Genomic DNA, 21,539 nt, shown 5'->3' with positions numbered 1-21,539 from the left:
GTGGAAAAGAAAAAAAGAAGCGGATGGCGGAGACTGGGGCGGGTGCTGTTGTTTACAGTGGGCGCCTTCCTGTTGTTGTTTGTCGCGCTGGCGATATACCTGGTGTCTGTCAGCCGTATGACACCGCCGGAGATCGCCGATAAATCGGCTTTACAGCTGCAACGCAAAGCGCTGGACAGCACCTCCTGGACTATCGGCAACAATTGGTTCCGCAAGAGCAACAGCGGATTGTACGAGATGTATGTGGAGGGAGCGCCTTTTGAAAGAGGGGTGATCAATGGCAAGCTGTCCGGAGAACTGATCCGTCACCAGGAAGATGTTTTTGTGGAGCAGATCAAAAAGATGATCCCTTCTCCCTTTTACCTTCGTTTTCTGCGTTACTTTACCGGCTGGTTCAACAGGAACCTGAGCGATCATGTGGACGAGGAGTTTAAGGAAGAGATCTATGGCGAGTCATTCTCCGCTGCCAGCGGTTACGACTGGGTAGGCAGCAATTATGAAAGGCTGATGAACTACCACGGTGCGCACGATATTGGTCATGCGCTGCAAGGGATGATGCTGGTGGGTTGCACCTCTTTCGGCACCTGGAATGACAATTCCGCCGACAGTAACCTGATCATCGGCCGCAACTTTGACTTCTACATGGGCGATAAGTTCGCCGAAGATAAAATGGTGGTGTTTTATCACCCTGATAAAGGCCATAACTTCATGTTCGTTACCTGGGGCGGTTTTACCGGCGTAGTGTCCGGCATGAATGATAAAGGGCTGACCGTTACCATCAATGCTGCCAAAACCAGCGTACCTACCGGGGCAGCCACACCTGTGTCGCTGGTGGCCAGGGAAATACTGCAATATGCCCGCAATATCCGCGAAGCGTGGGCTATCGCGCAGAAAAGGAAGATGTTCGTGTCTGAATCTTTCCTGATCGGATCAGCAGAAGATAACAAGGCTGTCCTGATTGAAAAGACACCGGAAGGCATGGACCTCTACGATCCAAAGAAGAATTTTATCACCTGCACCAACCACTTCCAGGGAGACTCACTGGGCAGCCTGGAATCCAACAAATTGCAGATCAGGGAGAGCGCTTCAGCATACCGTTATGAACGCCTTAACGAACTGCTGAAAGCGAATGGTCCCAATACCGTACAGAAGACCATCAGCATTCTGCGCGACCGCAAAGGGCTGCATGGCGCAGATATCGGTCTGGGTAATGAAAAAGCGATCAACCAGTTCATTGCGCACCATGGCATTGTGTTTGAGCCGAAGAAGAAAATGGTATGGGTGTCTGCAGCGCCGTGGCAGCTGGGGCAGTTTGTAGCATACGACCTGAATAAGATCTTCAGCATGCATGGCCTGGACAGTGATCATGAAGTGTATGACAGCGTACAGAGCGTACCTGCCGACAGCTTCCTGCTGACCAGGGAATACACGTCATTCCAGGTGTTCCGCCAGTTGAAAGCGCAGCTGATGGATGGCGGCGACGTCGATACCAAGGCGCTGGTGGTATCTAACCCGGAGTATTATCACACGTACGTGCTGGCAGGTGATTACGACTTCAAAAAAGGTAACTTCGCAGCAGCGAAGCAATATTATGAGACAGCGCTCACCAAGGTGATAGCCACCAAAGGCGAGGAAAGGCATATACGCCAGCAGCTGGAAAAATGTAATGCTAAACTGTCCGGGAAATGATTGTCGGTATAGGAACAGATATCACTGATGTAGCGCGTATCGCTGCGAGACTGGCCAAAGGCGCCGGTTTCCGCGACCTCGTGTTTACGCCAGGGGAGATCGCCTACTGCGAGCAGCAGGCGTCGCCGCAGGAGAGTTATGCTGCGCGCTTTGCCGCCAAAGAAGCCTTTCTGAAAGCGCTGGGCACCGGATGGGGCAACGGTGGCGTGAACTTCAACGAGATAGAGATACGCAACGACGCCGCCGGAAAACCGGAGCTGTTTCTGTTGACAGACAATCCCCGGTATACCTCGCTGGGCGTAAAAAAAATATGGGTGTCATTGTCGCATGAAAAAAATGCGGCTGTGGCAATGGTAATTCTTGAAAGCTGAATATCGTAACATATGTACATTCCCGATATAGAACTACAGTCGAAGACCGCCATCCGGGCATTCCAGGAGAAAGAAGTGATGCGGCTGCTCGGTTATCTGCGTGAGTTCTCTCCCTTCTACAGGTCGTGGTTCAAACAACATGATATACATCCGGAGAAAGTCCGCTCGCTGGAAGACTTCAGCCTGATTCCGCCGGTGACCAAGCAGGACCTGCAGGAGCATAACTGGGAGTTCCTGTGTGTAGATAAAAGCCATATCGCGGAATATACCACCACTTCCGGCACTTTAGGCCGTCCGGTGATCATTGCGCTGACAGAGAAAGATTTGCAGCGTCTCAGCTATAACGAATACATCTCTTTCTGCTGCGCCGATGGTACCGACAGCGATATCTTCCAGCTTATGCTGACACTGGACCGTCAGTTTATGGCCGGTATGGCGTATTACAACGGTATCCGTAAACTGGGCGCCGGCGTGCTGCGTGTAGGCCCGGGCGTGCCCAGCATGCAGTGGGAGAACATCCAGCGTATCAAACCAACGACGATCGTCGGTGTACCTTCTTTCATCGTGAAGCTGATCGCCTACGCCAAAGAACATCATATCAATATCAACGAAACCTCCGTCCGCAAAGCAGTGTGCATCGGTGAAAATATCCGTAACACCGATTTTTCACTGAACGTGCTGGGCAAAAAAATAACCGAACAGTGGAATATCCAGCTGTATTCCACCTACGCATCCACCGAAATGCAGACAGCGTTCACCGAATGCAAAGCCGGTAAAGGCGGACATCATCATCCTGAATTACTCTATGTGGAACTGCTGGACGAAAACAACCAGCCCGTCGCGCCCGGACAGGAAGGAGAGGTGACCATCACCACGCTGGGCGTGGAAGGCATGCCACTGCTGCGCTATAAAACCGGCGATATCTGCCAGTACCACGAGGAAACATGCAGCTGCGGAAGACATACGCTGCGCCTGTCTCCCGTCATCGGCAGGAAAAAACAAATGATCAAATACAAAGGCACCACCCTGTATCCGCCTGCCCTCTTCGACCTGCTCAATGACATGGAAGAAGTAAGGGAGTTCGTGGTGGAAGTATACGCCAACGAACTCGGCACCGACGAGATCGTACTGCATGTATGGCCTACCGAAGAATCGGAAGAGATGGACCGTAAGATCAAATCCTACCTGCAGGCTAAACTGCGTGTAATACCACAGGTGAAATATTGCGGTCAGCAGGATATCATGCGGATGCAGTTTCCGGAGAACAGCCGGAAACCGGTGAAGTTTGTGGATAATAGGAGTTAGAAAGCTTCTAAACCATGCTTTGCCCGATATTTATCGAGCACCTGGTTTTGATTCAGGGTATCAATTTCATCGTTAGTGAATTGTTGCCCGGTATCTTCACAAACATAATAGTGATAGGTAATATCAAAAAGCTCCTTTCGGAATTCTAATGTCATCGGTTCTTTTTGGAGTTTTGCGTGCCCTCCTGTAAATGGACTTTGCATGGTTATCAATTTGTTTTATCGCCGTGATATTTTTGCAGGCGCTCAGGAGCGAAGTGGTGTAGTATGCCTGCCCTGCATGGCAGTCCGTTAAATGTCTGCGAGAAACAATTACTTTGTAGACGACAGTAGCTCCCTGGCAGGAACAGTTTTGACAGTGCCGTCTTTATCACCTATGACAAGCTCTTCATTATTAGCTGCACTTTTTTCCACTAACTTTCGCAAGGCTATTTTCATACCTTTCATCACTTTGCTAGATAGCTCTTGAAGTTCTTTTTCTTTAGCTGTCATGGTGATTGCTTTGTTTTAGAATGACCTCCCAAATATCGTTATTTTTTATCACTTTCTCTTTGTTCTCGTTACCACTACCAATTTCTTCCGGCTCTGCATTTTCGTTTTTGACAACTATCCAATTATCAGATATCGGGATGTATAAATAAATGAGATTATATATGCCCCTATAATACCTGCGTTCAATCACCTCATCAGGGATATTGTGTCCTCCCTTTTTTACTCTGCTGGCAACCCGTCGTTTAGCCAGTTCCGGTGAACTCAGCCAGAAATACAACAGCGTCACCCGATACCCTTCCGCCTTTGCTTTTTTTATCAAAGACTGATAGCTCCGGGTGGCCAATGTTGTCTCAAACGCAAAGTCGGCCTTTTCTTCCAGCAGCTGATGTATTCTTTTCAGCATCAGTCTCCCTGCCTCCACGGCCACACTTTCGGGGTTAAACGGGGATAACCCTGCAGCGATATTGTCTGCATTCACAAATTCCCGGCAATGCAGTATTTCCGGGAGGATGGTATAGCTGGCAGTGGTTTTACCGGCGCCATTGCAACCTGCTATGATATAAAGATTCGGCATAATTCATCATTTAAAACGCCATCACCGCATTTGCTTTCGGATTGTCCAGCTTGGTACTTTGTCTTTTTCCGTCTACGATCACATGTATCATATTGATCTGCGAGGGATGTTGCTGGTATAACAGGTCATTCATCACGGTTACTTTTTTGGGTGCGGGGATATTATCGGCGGAAAGGAAGCTCCAGACGGCATCTTCTTCTATCTTGTAGCCCAGGAAGTGCAGGGGGATTTTTTTCCCGTCGAGGGTAACCTGCAGATGTTTGGAGAGATAGTCCGCCATTATTTTTTCCACCTGTTGGCGGTTAGCGGGTTTGATAATGTCGAAAGAGGTGTTGTATTGAGCTTTCAGTGTGTTTTCCAGGTCGTCGGCGAAAATGCGGCAGCTGACTTCCAGCTCCTTTTTGGCAGTGTTGTGCGTAATCTCTGTCACACTCACGTAGAACGGGTGCAGAAGGGCCATCCAGGCCACTGTCCACCATTTACATAATAATAAACCCACTAGACTAATTTTATTGGGAAAATTAATTTTTACTTTCTATAATTACCAAATTTAGACAAAAGAAGGGCAATGGACCTGATGTATTTTGAGCTGGGGTGGCAGCATATTCTCAACTGGGAAGGTTATGATCATATACTTTTTGTGATTGCCCTGAGTGCTGTTTATGTGGTGAACGAATGGAAAAAGCTGCTGGTCCTGGTGACCGCCTTCACCATCGGACATTCTATTACACTGGCGTTGAGTGCGTTACATATTATCAAAGTGTCCAGCTCGCTGGTGGAATTCCTGATCCCGGTAACGATCTGTATTACCGCGCTGTCCAACATCTTCAGGAGAAGCGAAGCGCCGCAGCATCTGCAGCTGAACTATTTCTACGCGTTATTTTTCGGGCTGATACACGGACTGGGGTTCTCCAACTACCTGAAAAGTCTGCTGGGCAGCCAGGCCAACATCGTAAAGCCATTGCTGGGATTCAATATCGGACTGGAATTTGGCCAGCTCCTGATCGTAGGCGTGGTGATGCTGATATCTGCCATCATCGTTAATATCGGACGGGTAAGCCGTCGTGACTGGAACATGTTTTTATCATCTGCCACCTTTGGCGTCGCCTTCCTGATGGTGATCCAGGGCGTGCGGGAGCTGTTGACATAAAATCTGAAATCTAAATCCTCTATGAGAAAAAATCTTTATCTCCTCGGTATCTTATGCAGCACTGCAATAGCGCTGCATGCACAGAACCCGGGGTCTAACCATGGTAACCGCTTTGAGCAACTGGGCACCATGCTCCAGTCGCCCAACATGTACCGCTCCGCTTCCGGCGCGCCCGGTCCCAAATACTGGCAGCAGCGGGCCGACTATGAGATCAGTGCAGAACTGGATGATAATAAACAGCGGCTCACCGGCGCTGAGACAGTCACCTATTTCAATAACTCTCCGGACCCGCTGACCTACATCTGGCTGCAGCTGGACGAGAACGAGCACGATCCGAAAAGCGACAACCGCAGCTTCGACGGCAGCAAAATATCAGACAAAATGAGCCTGCGGGATATCCGCGGCATCCTGCCGCCTACCGGCGACCTGGGCGTGAAAATCGTGAAAGTGACCGATGCCGGCGGCAAACCGCTGCCCTACACCATCAATCAGACCATGATGCGTATCGACCTGCCTAAAACACTGATGCCAGGCGAGAAATACCGCTTCAAAGTGGATTGGTGGTACAACCTGTCCGACCGTATGGTGACCGGCGGCCGCGGTGGGTACGAATATTTCCCGGAAGATAAAAACTACCTGTATACCATCACCCAATGGTATCCCCGGCTGGCGGTGTATTCCGACTTCCAGGGATGGCAAAACAAACAGTTCACCGGCAGAGGCGAATTCGCCCTTACCTTTGGTAACTTTAAAGTACGCCTGACCGTACCTTCCGACCATATCGTAGGCGCCACCGGCGAATGCCAGAACTATAAAGAAGTACTTTCTCCCGCTCAATACCAGCGCTGGCAACAGGCGCAGAGCAGCAAGGAACCCATCGAAGTAGTAACGCTCGATGAAGCAAAGAAAGCCCTGCAAAACAAATCCGGCAGCCGTAAAACATGGGTATATGAAGCGCAGAACGTGCGCGACTTTGCCCTTGTTTCCTCCCGCCGCCTCGTATGGGACGCGATGGCTGCCAACGTGGAAGGCAATAAGGTAATGGCAATGTCCTACTACGGTCCGGAAGCCTACCCGCTCTACCGCCGCTATTCCACCAAAGTGGTAGCGCATACCGTAAAATCCTACTCCAGCCATACCATCCCGTACCCTTACCCGGTGGCGATCTCCGTAGAAGCGGCCAACGGTATGGAATACCCGATGATCTGCTTCAACTACGGCCGTGCGGATAAAGACGGCACCTATTCTGAATCTACTAAAAACGGCATGATCGGCGTTATCATCCATGAAGTAGGCCACAACTTCTTCCCGATGATCGTTAACTCCGACGAACGCCAGTGGTCCTGGATGGATGAAGGCCTTAATACTTTCTACCAGTTCATGGCCGAACAGGAATGGGATAACAATTTCCCCTCTTCCCGCGGCCCCGCGCATAAGATCGTGGACTATATGAAAATGCCGAAAGATCAGCTGGAACCTATCATGACCAACTCGGAAAATATTATCCAGTTTGGACCGAATGCTTACGCTAAACCTGCCACCGCACTCAATATCCTCCGGGAAACCGTGATGGGCCGCGAACTGTTCGACTTCGCCTTCCGTGAATATGCGCGCCGCTGGGCCTTTAAACACCCAACACCGGCCGATTTCTTCCGTACCATGGAAGACGCTTCGGCTGTTGACCTGGACTGGTTCTGGCGTGGATGGTTCTTCTCCATCGAACCGGTGGATATCTCCATCGATAACGTAAAATGGTATAACCTCAATACGAAAAACCCGGCAGCCAACAGCCAGGAAGCGAAAGCTGCCTATGACCGGAATATGGACCATGTGGCCCGTCAACGCAATAAGGCGGCAGGCGTTAAATTTGCGGTAGACCAGGATACCAGCCTGCAGGATTTTTACAGTAAATGGGACCGCTTTGAAGTGGCGCCGGAAGACAAAGCGGCCTACGATCAGTTCTACAGCAACCTGACACCGGCAGAAAAAGAAATGTATGACAGCAAAAAGAACTTCTATGAAGTGACGCTTTCCAACGCAGGCGGACTGGTAATGCCGGTAATCCTCGAATGGACATTTGCCGACGGTACAAAGGAAACAGACCGTATCTCCGCCTATATCTGGCGCAAGAACGAAAATCAGGTGACCAAGGTGTTTGCTAAAGATAAAAAAGTGGTAGCCCTTAAACTGGACCCGCTCCGCGAAACAGCCGATATTGATGAAAGCAACAACAGCTGGCCACGGGAAGCAGCGCCCTCCCGGTTCGACATGTTCAGGGAAGGTGGTGCAGTGAGAGGAGCCTCCTCCGGCGATAACCCGATGAAAAAAGCCCTTAATAAATAACGTTGATGAAACACACGCTCACCCTCTTACTGTTATTTTGCTCTCTGCAGACGCTCCGCGCAGGTAATGCGGACACCGTCAGTATTCCCAGCGCCGCTATGCACCGCAGCTACAAATGCGTAGTCGTAACGCCGGAGTCCTACAAGGAAGGCAACCGGCGATATCCCGTGGTGTACCTGCTGCATGGTTACAGCGGTAACTATGCCAACTGGGTCACCAAAGTGCCGTCCATCAAAGAACTGGCGGATACCTACCAATGCATGATCGTATGCCCCGACGGCGCTTTCATGAGCTGGTACCTCGACAGTCCCCTTGACAGCTCCATGCGCTTTGAAACCTATGTAGGGAAAGAAATACCGGCGTATATAGACCAGCACTACCAGACATTGCCCGACCCGCGCCACCGCGCTATTACCGGGCTCAGCATGGGAGGCCATGGCGCGCTGTACCTGGCGATGCGGCACCCGGAAGTGTTCGGCGCTGCCGGCAGCATGAGCGGAGGAGTGGATTTCAGACCGTTCCCCAAAAGCTGGGAAATAGTAAAGCTGCTGGGAGACCCGGGTAAAGACGGCACTAACTGGACCGCCTATACGGTAATGGCACAGGCCGATAAGCTCAAGCCAGGCACCCTGCCCATGGTCATCGACTGCGGTGTGAAGGACTTTTTTATCGACGTAAACCGCGCCTTACATCAGAAACTGCTCGAAAAAGGCATCGACCACGATTATACTGAACGGCCAGGCCAGCATGACTGGAACTACTGGAGTAATTCCATCCACTATCACCTGTTGTTCTTCCACCGTTTCTTCCAATAATCACCACAAACGCATAATCACCACAAAGGCATAAAAATGAAGCCGTCCCGGGAACGGGGCGGCTTTTTTAACTTGCTAATATGTCCTGTTGATCTATGAAAATTTGATGGTGGTTTTTTTTGAAAAAAGCGGCCGTAAGCAGGACTGCAAGCGGCCGGATTATTTTCATGTGACCTAAGTTGAATGCTAAGCGAAATCAGTTGCTTTGTACAGACCCGGATAGATTCGGGCGACAATGACTTTGGCATAGGTCTGTTTGTTGTTGATGACGTAGTACGCTCTGTACACCGGATAGCAATGAATCGCAACAGCTCAGTTATAGGTACCCATGTTTCATTACGTGTTATTATCAGAACTATTTTCGTTATTCGCCAGGAAGTCGTGCGGATATCAGAATAGTACCATCAGGAATGAAATTTTTTTAATGTGTGATGTGTACACATTGCAAGGCAAAGAACAGCAGGCATACCGTTAAATGTTAAGTACCCGGCCTCTGGTGAAGAGGCGCTCCCTGCATAGCTCCCCCGGCATCGTAGCCAGGGCGTGGGCCCCGGGATTCCATGGGATGCCCCGACAAAAACGCCAAAAAAAAGCCGGTCCTCGATAGGACCGGCATTTTTTTTTTATGCACGCGATTCAAAATAAGTATTTGTCAGGCTCAGTGCGGTATATCCCACCAAAGCCTCACACCGCCGTTGTCTACGGCGCCGGGGCCCAGCAGCTTGATGGCTTTTTCCACTTCCGCTTTGTTGGAAGTGTACTCTGTAGAGGGGAATGGGATCCTTCTGATCTGTATATCGGTATTGATAGTACCATTGCTGTAGTTGGTAACTACCGGGAAAAGTTTAGGATAGCCGGTTCTGCGGTATTCGCTCCAGGCTTCCTGCCCTTCAGGGTAGATAGCAATCCATTTCTGGGTAATAATACGCTCCATTTTCACTGCCTTGCTGGCGGCATCATCCCATTTGATGGTGATGCTGGTCATGGCAGGATGGTTATTGACTGCGTTACGCGGGTCTACGTAATCAATCGGTTTGGCAGTATTGTTTGCCACATAATTGTTAACCGCAACAGGATCTGCATCCCACTGGCTAAAGGAAGCACGTATGCCTTTTTCGTACAGTTCACCGGGAGTGCCGCCGGTGTTGGCCCAGCCGTTGAGGGCTGCTTCTGCGCGAAGGAACCATACTTCTGCCGCAGTCATCAGCTGAAGCGGAGTAGTCGCTTTAAAGGTCTTGGTTTCCGCGGTAGCCGGAACAGAATAACCGTTATAAGCCGGTTTGGCTTCCACCAGGCTGCCGATACGAATACCTTTATATTTTCCGGGATAAGCAGTGGCATGATCGAAATATTTCGGCAGACGCGGATCATTATACCCTACCAGGAAAGACTCCATGGAAGCGTTCATGGCGTTGTCGGTCCAGGCCGTCACAATGGTGAACAACGGGTGTTTCAGCCCGAAACCAGATACGTTCGCATTATCTTTGGTGATCTCCATAACACCGCCATTAGCCGGGTTCAGGGCCTTTTCGGCTTCAGCCTGCGCTTTGGCAGCAGCTACGCCGGAGATACGGATAGCAAGGCGCAAACGCAGCGAGTTGGCAAACTTGATCCACTGTTTGTAATCACCACCGTACAACATATCGAATTTGGCGAAGAGGGATACGCCCGGATGCTGGGTCACATAAGTGTTCAGCGTGGTTACGGCTGTATCCAGCTCTTTAAAGAAGCGGTTATATACGTCCTCCTGCTTGTCATAGGAAGAAGTGGTGCCACCGCTGCCGTAGCTGCTGTATGGAATAGGACCGTAGATATCGGTTACCCGGTGCATCGCTTCTACTTTCAGGATCAGCGCTATTGCCCAGAACTCAGGTGCAGACACCGGCGCGCCTCTTCTCCTCACTTCATAAATAGGCGCCATCACGTTGTTGTACGCCAGGTTAAAAGGTGCAGCGTTCCAGCCGTCTACCAGGGAGTAGGTCATGTTGTTAACGTTACCGCGGAAGTTGTTCGGCGGCATCATATAACCGGAATACACGTCGCCCATCAGGTTTTGTTGCAGCTGATAGTCGGCTGTGGTATTATTGAAGTTGAAGTAGATAGAGGACTGTATCTGCGGGAAGAAACCACCGATATAGTTGAAGTCGGCCTTCAGGTCTTCTTCGGTCAAACCGGTATTGTCCGTGTTATAATCCTCGAAGTTTTTGGTACAGGCGTTAAGGCCCAGGATACCAGCCGCCAGCGCGATGATGGCTAACGGCTTATATAGTTTGAATCTTAATTTTTTCATCTGTGTTGAATTAAAGGTGAACATGATTAGAAACCAACATTCAGGTTAAAGCCAAAGCTGCGGGTGGCCGGTAAGCCGAACATATCCACACCGGAAAGACCGTTATTGGTAGCCATAGCGATTTCCGGATCATACGGCGCTTTTTTGGAGATATACCAGAGATTTCTGCCCACCAGGGAGAAACGGAGGCTCTTTACAAAACCATTGCCCAGCACCCTGGAAGGAATACCATAACCGAGCGACAGTTCCCTTAATCTTACCACGCTGGCATCGTACATATATTCACCGCTCACACCGTCACGGCCACCGATAGTACCAAACCATTTTTCAGCATCTACTTTGGTAACAGGTTGTTTGGTAGTTTCAGACACGCCGTTAACGATTACACCGCCTGCTTTACGGGCTTCACCGGTACGGGCGGATACACCGTATTTGTCCATCACGGCTTCGGTCATAGACATTACCTTGCCGCCAAATTTACCGTCAACCAGGAAGCTCAGGCTGAAGTTTTTGTAGGAGAAGCGGTTGCTCCAGCCAGCCTGCCATTTGGGGTTAGGATTGCCGACGAATACGAGGTCGGAAGTTACCAGCGGCGTACCGTCAGCACCGATGATCACACGGCCGCTTTCGTCTCTCTTCAGCGCTTTACCAAAGATGTCGCCATAAGAACCGCCTTTCTCAATGATAGAAGCGAAAGTGTTGGAACCGGCAGGCGTCAGGATAAACTGGTCAATGTTATCCGCCAGCTCCACTACCTTGTTTTTGTTCTGGGAATAGTTCACGGTAGTATTCCAGGTGAAGTCTTTAGACTGGAAAACGTTGTAACCCAATACTACTTCGAAACCGCTGTTCTGGATATTGCCGGCGTTGATGAAACGGAAGCTGTAACCTGTTCCCGGCGGTACGGCGATCTGGAAATACTGGTTGGTGGTATTGGTTTTATAGTAGGTAAAGTCGAAGTTCAGCCTGTTGTTCAGCAAACGCCATTCTGTACCGATCTCCAGTGACTTGGTCCTTTCCGGTTTCAGGTCGGTGAAAGGCGCCTGGTTGTTGAACAGGAAAGTTCCACCCACCTGGCCCAGCCTGTTGAGCGGGTTGGTTACATACAGGGGAACGGAGTTGCCTACTACAGCGTAAGAGCCGCGGAGTTTAGCATAGCTAACCGGCTCCGGCATGTTAAACAATTGATGGAGCATGAAGGAAAGGCCGGCAGAGGGATAAAAGTAGGAGCCATTTGGCGTAAACGCCAGGTTGGAAGACCAGTCATTACGTCCGCTGAGGTCCAGGAACACCAGGTCTTTAAAAGAGAGGTTTACGTTGCCGAATACGGCCTGCAGCTGGCTGTGGTTTTCCGGGGCAGTCTGGATCAGGCTGCCGGCAGTCATGTTCTGCAGCGTAAATTTATTGGCTACATAGAGATCACCGAGGTAGCTGTCGGCAGTCATGCCTTTGGTACGGGTATCGTTAACGCTGGTACCTACCAGTGCGTTCAGTTTGAAATTAGTACCGAGGTTGCGGTTCAGGTTCAGGATCAGATCACCGTAGAACTGGGTGGTGGTGAGATCGCTCATGATGTAACGACCGTTAGCGCCTGCCAGTACCGGGTTGGTGCCTGCATAGAACTGACCGTCGTAAGTATCGTTGGTACGGTCCATGTTACCGCGGGCCTGCAGGTACAACCAGTCATTGAAATCGTATTTGGCGCTGACATTGAAGAGCGTTCTGTTACGTACGGCCTGGCTGTTGTTTCTGTTAACGATCCAGTAAGGGTTCTGTTGTACGTCTTCATTGAAAGGCCAGTTCTGCAAGTTGATCTGGCGGACAGGATCGAACTTGTTATAAGTTTTATATGGTGACAGGTCGCGGCCTCTTGGGAATAAATAAAGACCGGTGAGCGGGTTGAAGTATAAACCGGTTACAGGACCATTATCTGTTTTCTGTGTGATGATGTTCACGTTACCATCCAGGGTCAGCTTATCGTTGAGGAACTTGGCCGTTTCCCGGAAAGAGAAGTTGTGGCGGTTGAGGTCATTGCCAGGCATCACCGCTTTGGCATTGGTATTGGCATAGGAGAAATAAGACTGCGCTTTTTCTGTGCCTGCAGTGAAGTTGATGGCGTTGATCCAGGTGTTGCCGCTGCGGAAGAAATCAGACACATTATCCTGTGCGTTGTTGATTTCCGGGCCCCAGCTTTGTGTAGCACCGTCTTTAGTAGCGCCGTAGGAGTTCTGCAGCTCGGGTTTATAGGCAACTTTATCGAGTGTAAAACCGCTGGAGAATTCTACTTTGGCGTTGCCTGCTTTACCTTTTTTAGTGGTGATGAGAATAACACCGTTAGCGGCCTGGCTGCCGTACAGTGCGGCTGCAGAAGCGCCTTTCAGTACGGATACGCTTTCGATATCATCAGGGTTCATGTTGGAGATACCGTCGCCACCATCACGGCCAGGGGTGAAGGTAGAGGTACCATCGCCACCCCAGGTGCTGTTAGGCTGCTGGGTAGTGTAGTTGGTCATGGGGATACCATCGATCACGTACAGCGGCTGGTTGGTGCTTTGAGCGGATTTGTTGCCACGCAGGGTTACTTTAACGGAACCACCTACGCCGGAACCGCTTCTGCTCACGGTGATACCGGCAGCTTTACCGGAGATGGAGTTCATAACGTTCGCATCTTTGGCGGTAGTCAGTTCTTCATTGCCCAGCCGTTGTGTAGAGTAGGTCAGGGACTTGGCGGCTTTTTTCACACCGAGCGCGGTCACCACCAGTTCATTCAGTCCTTTTACGTTTTCGTCCAGTCGTACATCAACAGTAGCGCTGCTGCCTACGGTTACTTCATGTGAACCGAAGCCGATGGAGGAAAATACCAATACGTCGCCGGCCTTGGCATTAAGGTGGTATTGGCCGTTGGCATTGGTTTGTGCGCCTTTGGTAGTTCCTTTTACCTGAACGGAAACACCGGGCAATGGCGCACCTTTGGTATCACGCACCGTACCACTGATTTCCTTTTCCTGTAAAATGCTACGGAATGAAGCTGTGGGCGTATAAGTATAGCCGGCAGCCTTCGCATATGCATTGTCTGCTAATATGGAAGTGAGCGCCATTCCGGTTACAGCACACACTTTCATAAGGCGTAGGTTTTTTTTCATACTTGCCTTTTTTTTGGTTAATAATTGGTATTTAAATGTTGTGGATAAGATCTGACCTATGTATCGCGTGCCTGCTGATACAATACGCTGTCACGTGCTGCCTGGAAAAAATACACTCCCCATTAGCATGGCGAAAGCCATCCTTTACCACCTTTTTTTATTGAATTGACGTGGTTTGTTAGCACAGGTATCCCCTTCGGAACCGCAACACACTTTTTCGTGCTGATTCCGTTATAATTTTTCGTGCCTGTTCTTCTTACATGAAATTTTTATTTTGAATGATATTACCTCGCTGATGTTTTCATTTGGATGACGCATTATAAGCGCTACAGGAAGGATGTCGTACGTTAATTGAAATGGTACTACTGTAAATGAAAAAAAATTACGAATTACGAATTGAGGGCCTGCTTACAGCAAGGTCACTTAATAACCTTTCCATAAACAAGCCCTCAATTCGTAATTCGTAATTATTTGGTGTCCCACCATAACCGCGTGCCGCCATTATCGCCCGCGCTCAGCATCTTCCTGGCGCGGCCCAGCGCCTGCGGGTTGGTGACTTCTTCTATCTGGGGGAACGGCAGGCGGCGGATGAATTTCTCCGTGCTGATCGTATTGTTGCTGTTATTGATTACCACCGGAAATAGTTTCGGATAACCCGTTCTGCGGAATTCCGTCCAGGCTTCCTGTCCCTCGGGGAACATGGCGATCCACTTCTGGGTAATGATTCGCTCCAGCTTTTCTTCCTGTGTGGCCTGCTCCTCCCACTTAATGGTAATCCTGCTGAGATGTTTGCTGCCCGCTGGTACATTGTTTTCCTTATTGTTGGGGTCTACATAAGGCTTCGGCCGGCTGCTGTCATTTTTCAGATAGTCGTCAACGTTAGTGATGCTGTATTGGTCAAAAGAAGTGCTGACGCCTTTTTCGTAATTATAGACCGCGCTGCCGGCGCCCTCCCAGCCGTTCAGCGCCGCTTCTGCCTTGAGAAACCAGGCTTCTGCCGCCGCCATGAACTGGATCCTGTTTTCCAGGCGTGCCAGCTTGGAATAACCGGTATACTGCTCTTTCAAAGAAATACGGATACCGTTGCGGATACCATGATAGATGTCCTGCCCTTCGTCGGTATGCACAAAATAATGCGGCAGGCGGGGATCGTTGTATCCCGTGAGTATCGATTCCATGGGAGCGCTCATGCGCAGGTCGGCCCAGGTGTAACACATGATGTTGAGCGGATGGGTGACCGGCGAAATGTCCACTGCGAAATTCTCTTTCGCCTCCTGCAACAACCCCAGCGGATGTTTCAGCGCCGCTTCCCCTTCTTTTCTGGCTTTGGCTGCATCTGCGCCGTTGATGCGGATTGCCAGCCGCAACCGCAGGGTGTTGGCAAACTTTATCCATTTGATATAGTCGCCTTTATATACCAGGTCAAACGCCTGAAAACGCTGCGGGTTGCCACGGTTCACATAATCGGTCAGCAGGTTGATGGCGGTGTCCAGGTCATGGAAAAAAGTATAGTAGGCCTGCTGCTGGGAATCGTACTCAAAAACATTGTCGTTGTTGATCTCCCCGAAATGTTTGTAAATAATAGGCCCGAAGATATCACTGATACGGTGCATGGCCTCTACTTTCATGATGGTGGCCCAGGCGTAGAAATCAGGATACTTGTCCCCGGCCTTTTGCTGTGTAAACACACAGGGCTTCATCACCCAGCGATACGCCTCGTTCCACGGATGAACGTTCCAGTAGTAGAGCAGGCCGTAGTTCATATTGTTGATATTGCCTTCAAAAGGCGTAGGCGACATCATATACCCCGAAAAAATATCAGCGTTGAGATTCTGCTGCAGCTGCGCTGTGGGCGGATCATTATAGCGCAACAGGTACAGCTGCGCCTGTGTGATAGGAGCGCCCATCAGCTGAAAATCACCTTTCAGGTCACTCTCGGAAAAATCATATGGATTTTTGTTGATATCGGTGAATTTTCCGGTACAGCCACTGCCCAACGCGAGGGAGGCTATCGCCAGCAGCATGCTATGGATCCGTTTACGCATGATAGTTAGATTTTAGAATCCGAATTTTAAGTTGATGCCCATACTCCGTAAGGGCGGTAATCCGAATACATCCACGCCCTGAAGACCGTTGCCGGAACCCATGGAGACTTCCGGGTCAAAAGGAGCGTCGAGCTTAAAGAAAAAGAGGTTCCTGCCGATAATGCCTGCCCGCATACTGCGCAGCCATTTCCATTTTAGCGGGACCAGGTAGCTGAGGCTTAGCTCCCGCAGCCGGATGTTGGTGGCATTGTACATATACATTTCTCCGATGCCGGAGCGGCCGCCGATAATGGTGTAGTAGTTGGCGGCGTCTACTTTCCCGGTGTAAGGGGTGCCGTCCGCCAGCACGGCATTGAGCGCCACACCGCCGTTGTCGCGGGCTTTGGCGGTCACTTCGCTCACGCCGTAATAATCCAGCACTGCCTGTGTAACGCTCATGACTTTACCACCGAAACGGCCGTCTACCAGGAAGCTCAAAGTGAAATTGCGGTAGTAGAAGCTGTTGTTCCATCCGAGCATGAAGTCAGGATTGGGGTTGCCCACTTTCTTGAAAGTGCCTGTGGTAGAAAGCTTCCCGTTTTCGTCCACAATCACCTGGCCTTTGTCATTTCGCTTCAGTTCTTTGTTGGAATAGATATCGCCCCAGGAACCGCCTTCCTGGATAAAGGAGCCAAACATATTAACGCCAAAGTCGGTAAGCGTAAACATATTGCTGGTATCGGCGCCGGCGATTTTCTTATTGCTCAGCTGCAATACAATGTTGCGGTTGGTGGAGAAGTTGATGGTGCTGGTCCAGGTGAACCCCTTGGCCTGTACGGGTGTCGCGCTTATGGATGCTTCCAGCCCCTTGTTCTGGATATTGCCCATATTGAGGTAATAGGTCATGAATCCGGAACCGGGAGGCGCGGGCACTTCCATGTATTGTTTGTAGTTATTGTTTTTGTAGACGGTGATGTCCGCATTGAGCCTGTTGTTGAACAGGTGTACTTCCAGTCCGGCCTCGAAAGAGCGGTTGTCTTCCGGTTCCAGGTGTATGCCGGGGTAGGGGGTGCGGAGGTTGAGCAGTACCCTGCTTACGCCGGCGGTGGTCTGCATGGTAAACGGCGCCGGATTGGAGGCGTAGCTGGCGATGTCGTTGCCTACTTTGGCGTAGGAGATGCGTGTGCGCAGGAGGTTAAAGACTTTCGGCAGCTTAAACATATCGGTCCATATGGCCGACAGTCCCAGTGAGTAATAAAAGTAGCCTTTCGCGAGGGTAGGTGTAAAGGCGAAGGTGCTGGACCAGTCATTGCGTCCGGTAAGGTCGAGGAACAGGAAGTTTTTGATGCCCAGCTGGGCATTGCCGAAAATGGCCTGTAATTGTTTTTGTTCCACGCTGTGCTGCGCGTCCAGCGATTTTTCGGCGATGTTGGACAGGGAGAATTTATTGGGATAAATAAGGCCGGGTTCTGCATTGGGATTGGCGCCATTGAAAGCGCGTTCGTGCGCTTTGATGTCGGTGATGCTGGCGCCCACATTACCGGCAAGATGCAGCCACTGGTTCACTTTTCCGCTGGCATTGACCATCAGATCGGCATATAGCTGGGTGTTGAATTCTTTTTCGAGAATATAGCGGCCGTTGGAATCTGACAGTACGCGCTGGGTGCCGGCGTAGGCTTCCAGTTCGTACTGGTCCAGCGATTTGTCGAAGCTGGCGCGTCCCTTGAAGGAAAGCCAGTTGTTGAGCTGATAATTAAGCGCCAGGGAGGCCATGCCCCGGTAGCGGTTGTCCAGCCGGCGGTTGCGTTGCAACGCCCACATGGGATTCTGCTGATCGTCCTGGCCTATCCATTCTTTATCGTGCCGGATGTTCCACCAGTTCTGCATGTAGAGGCTCCGGGCGGTGTCGTAATATTCGAACTGGTTTTTATAGGCGTTGAAATCGAGGCCGCGGGGAAGACATACAGGCCGGAGATAGGGCTGTAGTACAGCCCGGACGAGAGGCGGTTGACAGACGACTGTGCCAGGAAAGAAGCGTTGGCGTCCATCACCAGCTTATTATTGAGCAGGCGGAGCGTCTCCCGGAAATTGATCGTATGCCGGTTGAATTTGCCGGTGGGCAGGATGCCTTTATTGGTAGTATTGGAGTAGGAGAAATAGGTTTGTGCCGTTTCTGTACCGCCGCTGAAGGAAATGGTATTGATCCAGGTAGCGCCGGTGTTATAGAAGTCTTTTACATGATCAGGGGCTTTTACCGGGGCGCCCCAACTGCCCAGGGAGCCGGGTTTGGGTTTGTTGACAGAATCGTAGGGCGCTTCTGTTTGTCCGTAGCGGTATTGAAGGCTGGGTAACATAGAAGGCTTTTCGATGGTGAAGTCGGATGCTACGGCTATGTGGCTTCTGCCAGGTTTCCCTTTTTTGGTGGTGATAAGGATAACGCCGTTGGCCGCCTGGCTGCCGTATAATGCGGCGGCGGAAGCGCCTTTGAGGATACTGACACTTTCTATATCGTCGGAGTTGATGTTGGAGATGCCGTCGCCACCGTCGCGGCCGCCGCCGCCGATAGTGTTGTTGGCCTGTCCCCATACGTCCTGTGGTTGCGACGGGGTATAATTGGCATATGGTACGCCGTCAACGATGTACAGGGGCTGGTTTTCGCGGGTGGATTTATTGCCGCGCAATACTACCCTGACGGTGCCGCCGATACCGGAGGCGTTGCGGGTAATGGATACCCCGGCAGCTTTACCGGAGATGCAGTTCATGAAATTGGCGTCTTTGACGAGGGAGAGGTCGTCGCCATCCAGCTGCTGGGTGGAGTAGGGCAGTTCCCTCGATTTTTTCTGTATGCCGAGGGCAGTGACAACCAGTTCCCCGAGTGCCTTGATGTTTTCGTGAAGTGTAATATTGATTTGGCTGTTGGTGCCTACGGTGACTTCGCGTGTCAGATATCCCACGTAACTGAATAACAATACGTCGCCGGGGTTGGCACTAATGCTGAACCCGGCGTCGGCGTCTGTTTGTGTTCCTTTGCTGCTGTTCCTGATTTGAACGGTTACTCCCTGAAGCGGCGTGCCTTTATTATCGCGTACGGTACCGGTGATTTCTCTTTCCAGTGAAACGTGCTTTAACAGGTCGACGGTTGACGTGCCGCCTGTTTCAATGTCGGCTCCTACAATGATTTTGTTGCTGATGCGGGTAAACTTCAATCCGGTTTGTGCTGATAACAACGCCAGAACTTCATCTATAGGTGTTTTGGTGCAGTTGAGCGTAACCTTTTTCTTCAGGTTAAGATCAGTTTTGTCGTAGTGGAAGTTCAGCCCGGTTTTTACCGATATTTCGGTCATCACGTCTTCCAGGTTTTTGTTTTTAGCCTGGATACTGACAACAATTGTCGATGGCGGCTGCTGTATTTCCTCGGCAAACGCGCTACTCAGGGTGTTCAAGCTACCGGCCAGCAGCAGTGTCAGCATTAACCCCATGGATATAAACCATGTTATGGGGTAAGGCTTTACCCTCATATGAGTCTATTTTTTATTTACAAGATAAACGGTGTCTTTTTTAATGGTATATGATAAGGATTTAGCGATACAGATAATGTCCATTACTTCGGATAAGCTTTCATTTCTGAAATTGCCGGTATAATTCCATGCTGTTTTGCTGCTTTCATTGATGATGGTCACACCGTAACGGTTCTCGATACCGGTCATGAGCTCAATATAAGGTGCGTCTTTGAATACAAGATAACCTTGCTTCCAGCCGGTAATTTCTTCCGGTTTGGCAAAAGATGTTTTGACGATGCTCAGCAGCTGGCGATCGTAGCTGATTTGTTCGCTCGGGAGCAGCACAAAAGAGCGGGCGGACTGGCTGTTCTGCAGCGGGTCTATTTTCACTTTGCCGGTGAGCAGGGCTACCGTGACTTTATTTTCAGTACTATAGGCGCGGATGTTAAAGGTGGTGCCTAATGCGGTGGTGGCCAGTTCGGTGGTGCGTACCACAAAATGTCGGTTGGCGTCGGGCGCTGCATTAAAGAAAGCTTCCCCTTCGTCGAGGTACACGCTTCTTTCGGTGGCGCTGAATTTCTCAGGATAACGCAGCTTACTGTTGGCATTGAGGGCCACGGTACTGCCGTCTTCCAGTGTGATATTTTCCTGGTGTCCTTTGAGCGTCGTAATTTCCACGAAGCCGTCTTTCACCACGCGGTTACTGCCGGTGGCCGGGTGATGGGCCAGCGGTGCGTTGGCGGGAGTGGCCGTATGTCGGTTGCTGTTAAACCAGAACAGGCCTGCCGCCACGATAATGGCAGCAGCAGCGGCAGCTGATAGCAGCCAGGGCCGCAGGCGGCGCACCCGGGGCGCCGGCGTGATCTGTTCCCGGATACGCAGTTTCACCTCTTCCAGCTCCAGATCGAGCGCCTGCTCGTCTGCGATGGTTGACTGGTGACTGTTGATCTGTTCAAACCACTGTTCTATGATTTTCGCTTCCTCCGGTGAGCAGTCCCCCTGTTGATATCGCTCCAGCAATATTTTTATCTGTTCTGTGTCCACCTGATAGCGTTTTTGGATGATAGTAAGTCGTGGTAACGTGGAATTAGTACCATGGCAATACAGGAATATTTTGCAAAAATTAACGGTTGGCAGTGAAAATAACCGAAATGACAAGCAATATAACGTCGGTTTGCGCATAGCTGGCCCGTAATATCTTGAGGGCTTTGGTGATCTGGTTCTTCACCGTTTGCTGGGAAAGTCCCAGATGGTTGGAAATCTGTTCTATAGAGAGATTTTCAAACCTGCTCAGCATGAAAATTTCCTTCATTTTTTCCGGCAAATGGTTGATTGCTTCAAACAGCTCCTGCGATCTGGCTTTGTAATCCACCGTGTCTTCCACAGAATGCGGCTGTGCGTCAAAGTGTTCAATCAATTGCTGCAGGTATTTCCGGTAGGTGGCGTTTTTCCGGTAAATATCGATGATCTTGTGCCGGGCCGCCTGGTAGAGGTAGGATTTAAGCGATTCTTTCAGTACAAGGGAATGACGTTTCTCCCACAGGGAAATAAACAGGTCCTGCAGCACGTCCTTACTGATCTCCCCCGCATCCAGCTTGCTGTATATAAAGAGATACAACATTTTACTGTAGCGGTCATAGATGGCATTGAAGGCAGCACTGTCGTCGCTTTTGAGCAGCGACACTAACTGGTTATCTGAATAACTGCTCAACATTGAATTACAGTAGCAATTAGATGTTTTGGTTGAATTACTACCGTTGAAAGTAAGAAGAAATTTCCATTTAGGGATTTTTTGATTTGCGGATTTTGGGATTTATCGAACAATTTTATCTAGCAGCTATCAT

At 50.3% G+C, this 21,539-nt stretch carries 17 protein-coding genes; 6 read left to right on the top strand and 11 right to left on the bottom strand.

What is annotated here, in order from left to right; genetic code table 11:
* From HF324_RS28190 to flxY, 3 genes are read left to right on the top strand one after another with little or no spacing between them, the layout of a single operon-like run.
* Window positions 1-1,689, top strand: coding sequence for a C45 family autoproteolytic acyltransferase/hydrolase (locus tag HF324_RS28190; RefSeq protein ID WP_258539210.1), 1,689 nt, complete (start codon window positions 1-3; stop codon window positions 1,687-1,689).
* Window positions 1,686-2,060, top strand: a complete 375-nt coding sequence (gene acpS, locus HF324_RS28185; protein ID WP_168806535.1) for a holo-ACP synthase — start codon at window positions 1,686-1,688, stop codon at window positions 2,058-2,060. The genes HF324_RS28190 and acpS overlap by 4 nt, the downstream gene beginning before the upstream one ends.
* A 12-nt stretch (window positions 2,061-2,072) precedes the next feature.
* Complete coding sequence (gene flxY, locus HF324_RS28180) at window positions 2,073-3,365, top strand: flexirubin biosynthesis putative acyl-CoA ligase FlxY (RefSeq protein ID WP_168861396.1); 1,293 nt, start codon at window positions 2,073-2,075, stop codon at window positions 3,363-3,365.
* Here the strand turns inward: flxY and HF324_RS28175 are convergent.
* The 4 genes from HF324_RS28175 to HF324_RS28160 form a co-directional block, all read right to left on the bottom strand.
* Entirely contained in the window at window positions 3,362-3,568 is a 207-nt protein-coding gene (locus tag HF324_RS28175) for a hypothetical protein (RefSeq protein WP_168806531.1), read from the bottom strand. The genes flxY and HF324_RS28175 overlap by 4 nt on opposite strands.
* A gap of 108 nt (window positions 3,569-3,676) precedes the next feature.
* On the bottom strand, window positions 3,677-3,856 hold the full coding sequence (locus HF324_RS28170; protein ID WP_168861395.1) for a DUF8506 family protein: 180 nt from the start codon (window positions 3,854-3,856) through the stop codon (window positions 3,677-3,679).
* A complete protein-coding gene (locus tag HF324_RS28165) occupies window positions 3,846-4,430 on the bottom strand; it encodes an ATPase (RefSeq protein WP_168861394.1) in 585 nt (194 codons plus the stop codon). Before HF324_RS28165 ends, HF324_RS28170 begins: the two co-directional genes overlap by 11 nt.
* 10 nt (window positions 4,431-4,440) lie before the next feature.
* Window positions 4,441-4,929 (bottom strand): DUF6702 family protein, encoded by a 489-nt coding sequence (locus HF324_RS28160; protein WP_168861393.1) that lies wholly within the window; start codon window positions 4,927-4,929, stop codon window positions 4,441-4,443.
* Window positions 4,930-4,998: 69 nt separating this feature from the next.
* On the opposite strand from HF324_RS28160, the gene HF324_RS28155 reads away from it, so the two are divergent.
* The 3 genes from HF324_RS28155 to HF324_RS28145 are packed head-to-tail and all read left to right on the top strand — an operon-like array spanning window position 4,999 to window position 8,738.
* On the top strand, window positions 4,999-5,580 hold the full coding sequence (locus HF324_RS28155) for a HupE/UreJ family protein (RefSeq protein WP_168806525.1): 582 nt from the start codon (window positions 4,999-5,001) through the stop codon (window positions 5,578-5,580).
* Between the two features lie 21 nt (window positions 5,581-5,601).
* Window positions 5,602-7,923, top strand: a complete 2,322-nt coding sequence (locus HF324_RS28150; protein WP_168861392.1) for a M1 family metallopeptidase — start codon at window positions 5,602-5,604, stop codon at window positions 7,921-7,923.
* Between the two features lie 5 nt (window positions 7,924-7,928).
* Window positions 7,929-8,738 carry an alpha/beta hydrolase gene (locus HF324_RS28145; RefSeq protein WP_168861391.1) on the top strand — a complete coding sequence of 270 codons (810 nt, stop codon included), beginning with the start codon at window positions 7,929-7,931 and terminating at the stop codon, window positions 8,736-8,738.
* Window positions 8,739-9,396: 658 nt separating this feature from the next.
* Here HF324_RS28145 and HF324_RS28140 read toward each other — a convergent pair.
* The 7 genes from HF324_RS28140 to HF324_RS28110 form a co-directional block, all read right to left on the bottom strand.
* A complete protein-coding gene (locus tag HF324_RS28140; protein WP_168806519.1) occupies window positions 9,397-11,028 on the bottom strand; it encodes a RagB/SusD family nutrient uptake outer membrane protein in 1,632 nt (543 codons plus the stop codon).
* 26 nt (window positions 11,029-11,054) lie between these two features.
* Window positions 11,055-14,150 carry a SusC/RagA family TonB-linked outer membrane protein gene (locus HF324_RS28135; protein WP_168806517.1) on the bottom strand — a complete coding sequence of 1,032 codons (3,096 nt, stop codon included), beginning with the start codon at window positions 14,148-14,150 and terminating at the stop codon, window positions 11,055-11,057.
* 488 nt (window positions 14,151-14,638) lie between these two features.
* Window positions 14,639-16,216, bottom strand: a complete 1,578-nt coding sequence (locus tag HF324_RS28130) for a SusD/RagB family nutrient-binding outer membrane lipoprotein (protein WP_168861390.1) — start codon at window positions 16,214-16,216, stop codon at window positions 14,639-14,641.
* 12 nt (window positions 16,217-16,228) lie between these two features.
* Window positions 16,229-18,082 carry a SusC/RagA family TonB-linked outer membrane protein gene (locus HF324_RS28125; RefSeq protein WP_258539209.1) on the bottom strand — a complete coding sequence of 618 codons (1,854 nt, stop codon included), beginning with the start codon at window positions 18,080-18,082 and terminating at the stop codon, window positions 16,229-16,231.
* Complete coding sequence (locus HF324_RS28120) at window positions 18,040-19,713, bottom strand: SusC/RagA family TonB-linked outer membrane protein (protein WP_168861389.1); 1,674 nt, start codon at window positions 19,711-19,713, stop codon at window positions 18,040-18,042. The genes HF324_RS28125 and HF324_RS28120 overlap by 43 nt, the downstream gene beginning before the upstream one ends.
* Before the next feature lie 6 nt (window positions 19,714-19,719).
* Entirely contained in the window at window positions 19,720-20,739 is a 1,020-nt protein-coding gene (locus HF324_RS28115; RefSeq protein ID WP_168861388.1) for a FecR family protein, read from the bottom strand.
* A gap of 79 nt (window positions 20,740-20,818) precedes the next feature.
* Window positions 20,819-21,409, bottom strand: a complete 591-nt coding sequence (locus tag HF324_RS28110) for an RNA polymerase sigma factor (protein ID WP_168806508.1) — start codon at window positions 21,407-21,409, stop codon at window positions 20,819-20,821.
* Between the last annotated feature and the right edge of the window lie 130 nt (window positions 21,410-21,539).

The sequence above is a fragment of the Chitinophaga oryzae genome (assembly GCF_012516375.2).
In the GTDB taxonomy this organism is placed as follows: domain Bacteria; phylum Bacteroidota; class Bacteroidia; order Chitinophagales; family Chitinophagaceae; genus Chitinophaga; species Chitinophaga oryzae.
Note: the sequence above shows the minus strand (reverse complement) of the source record. Positions and strands in the feature narration are given on the sequence as shown.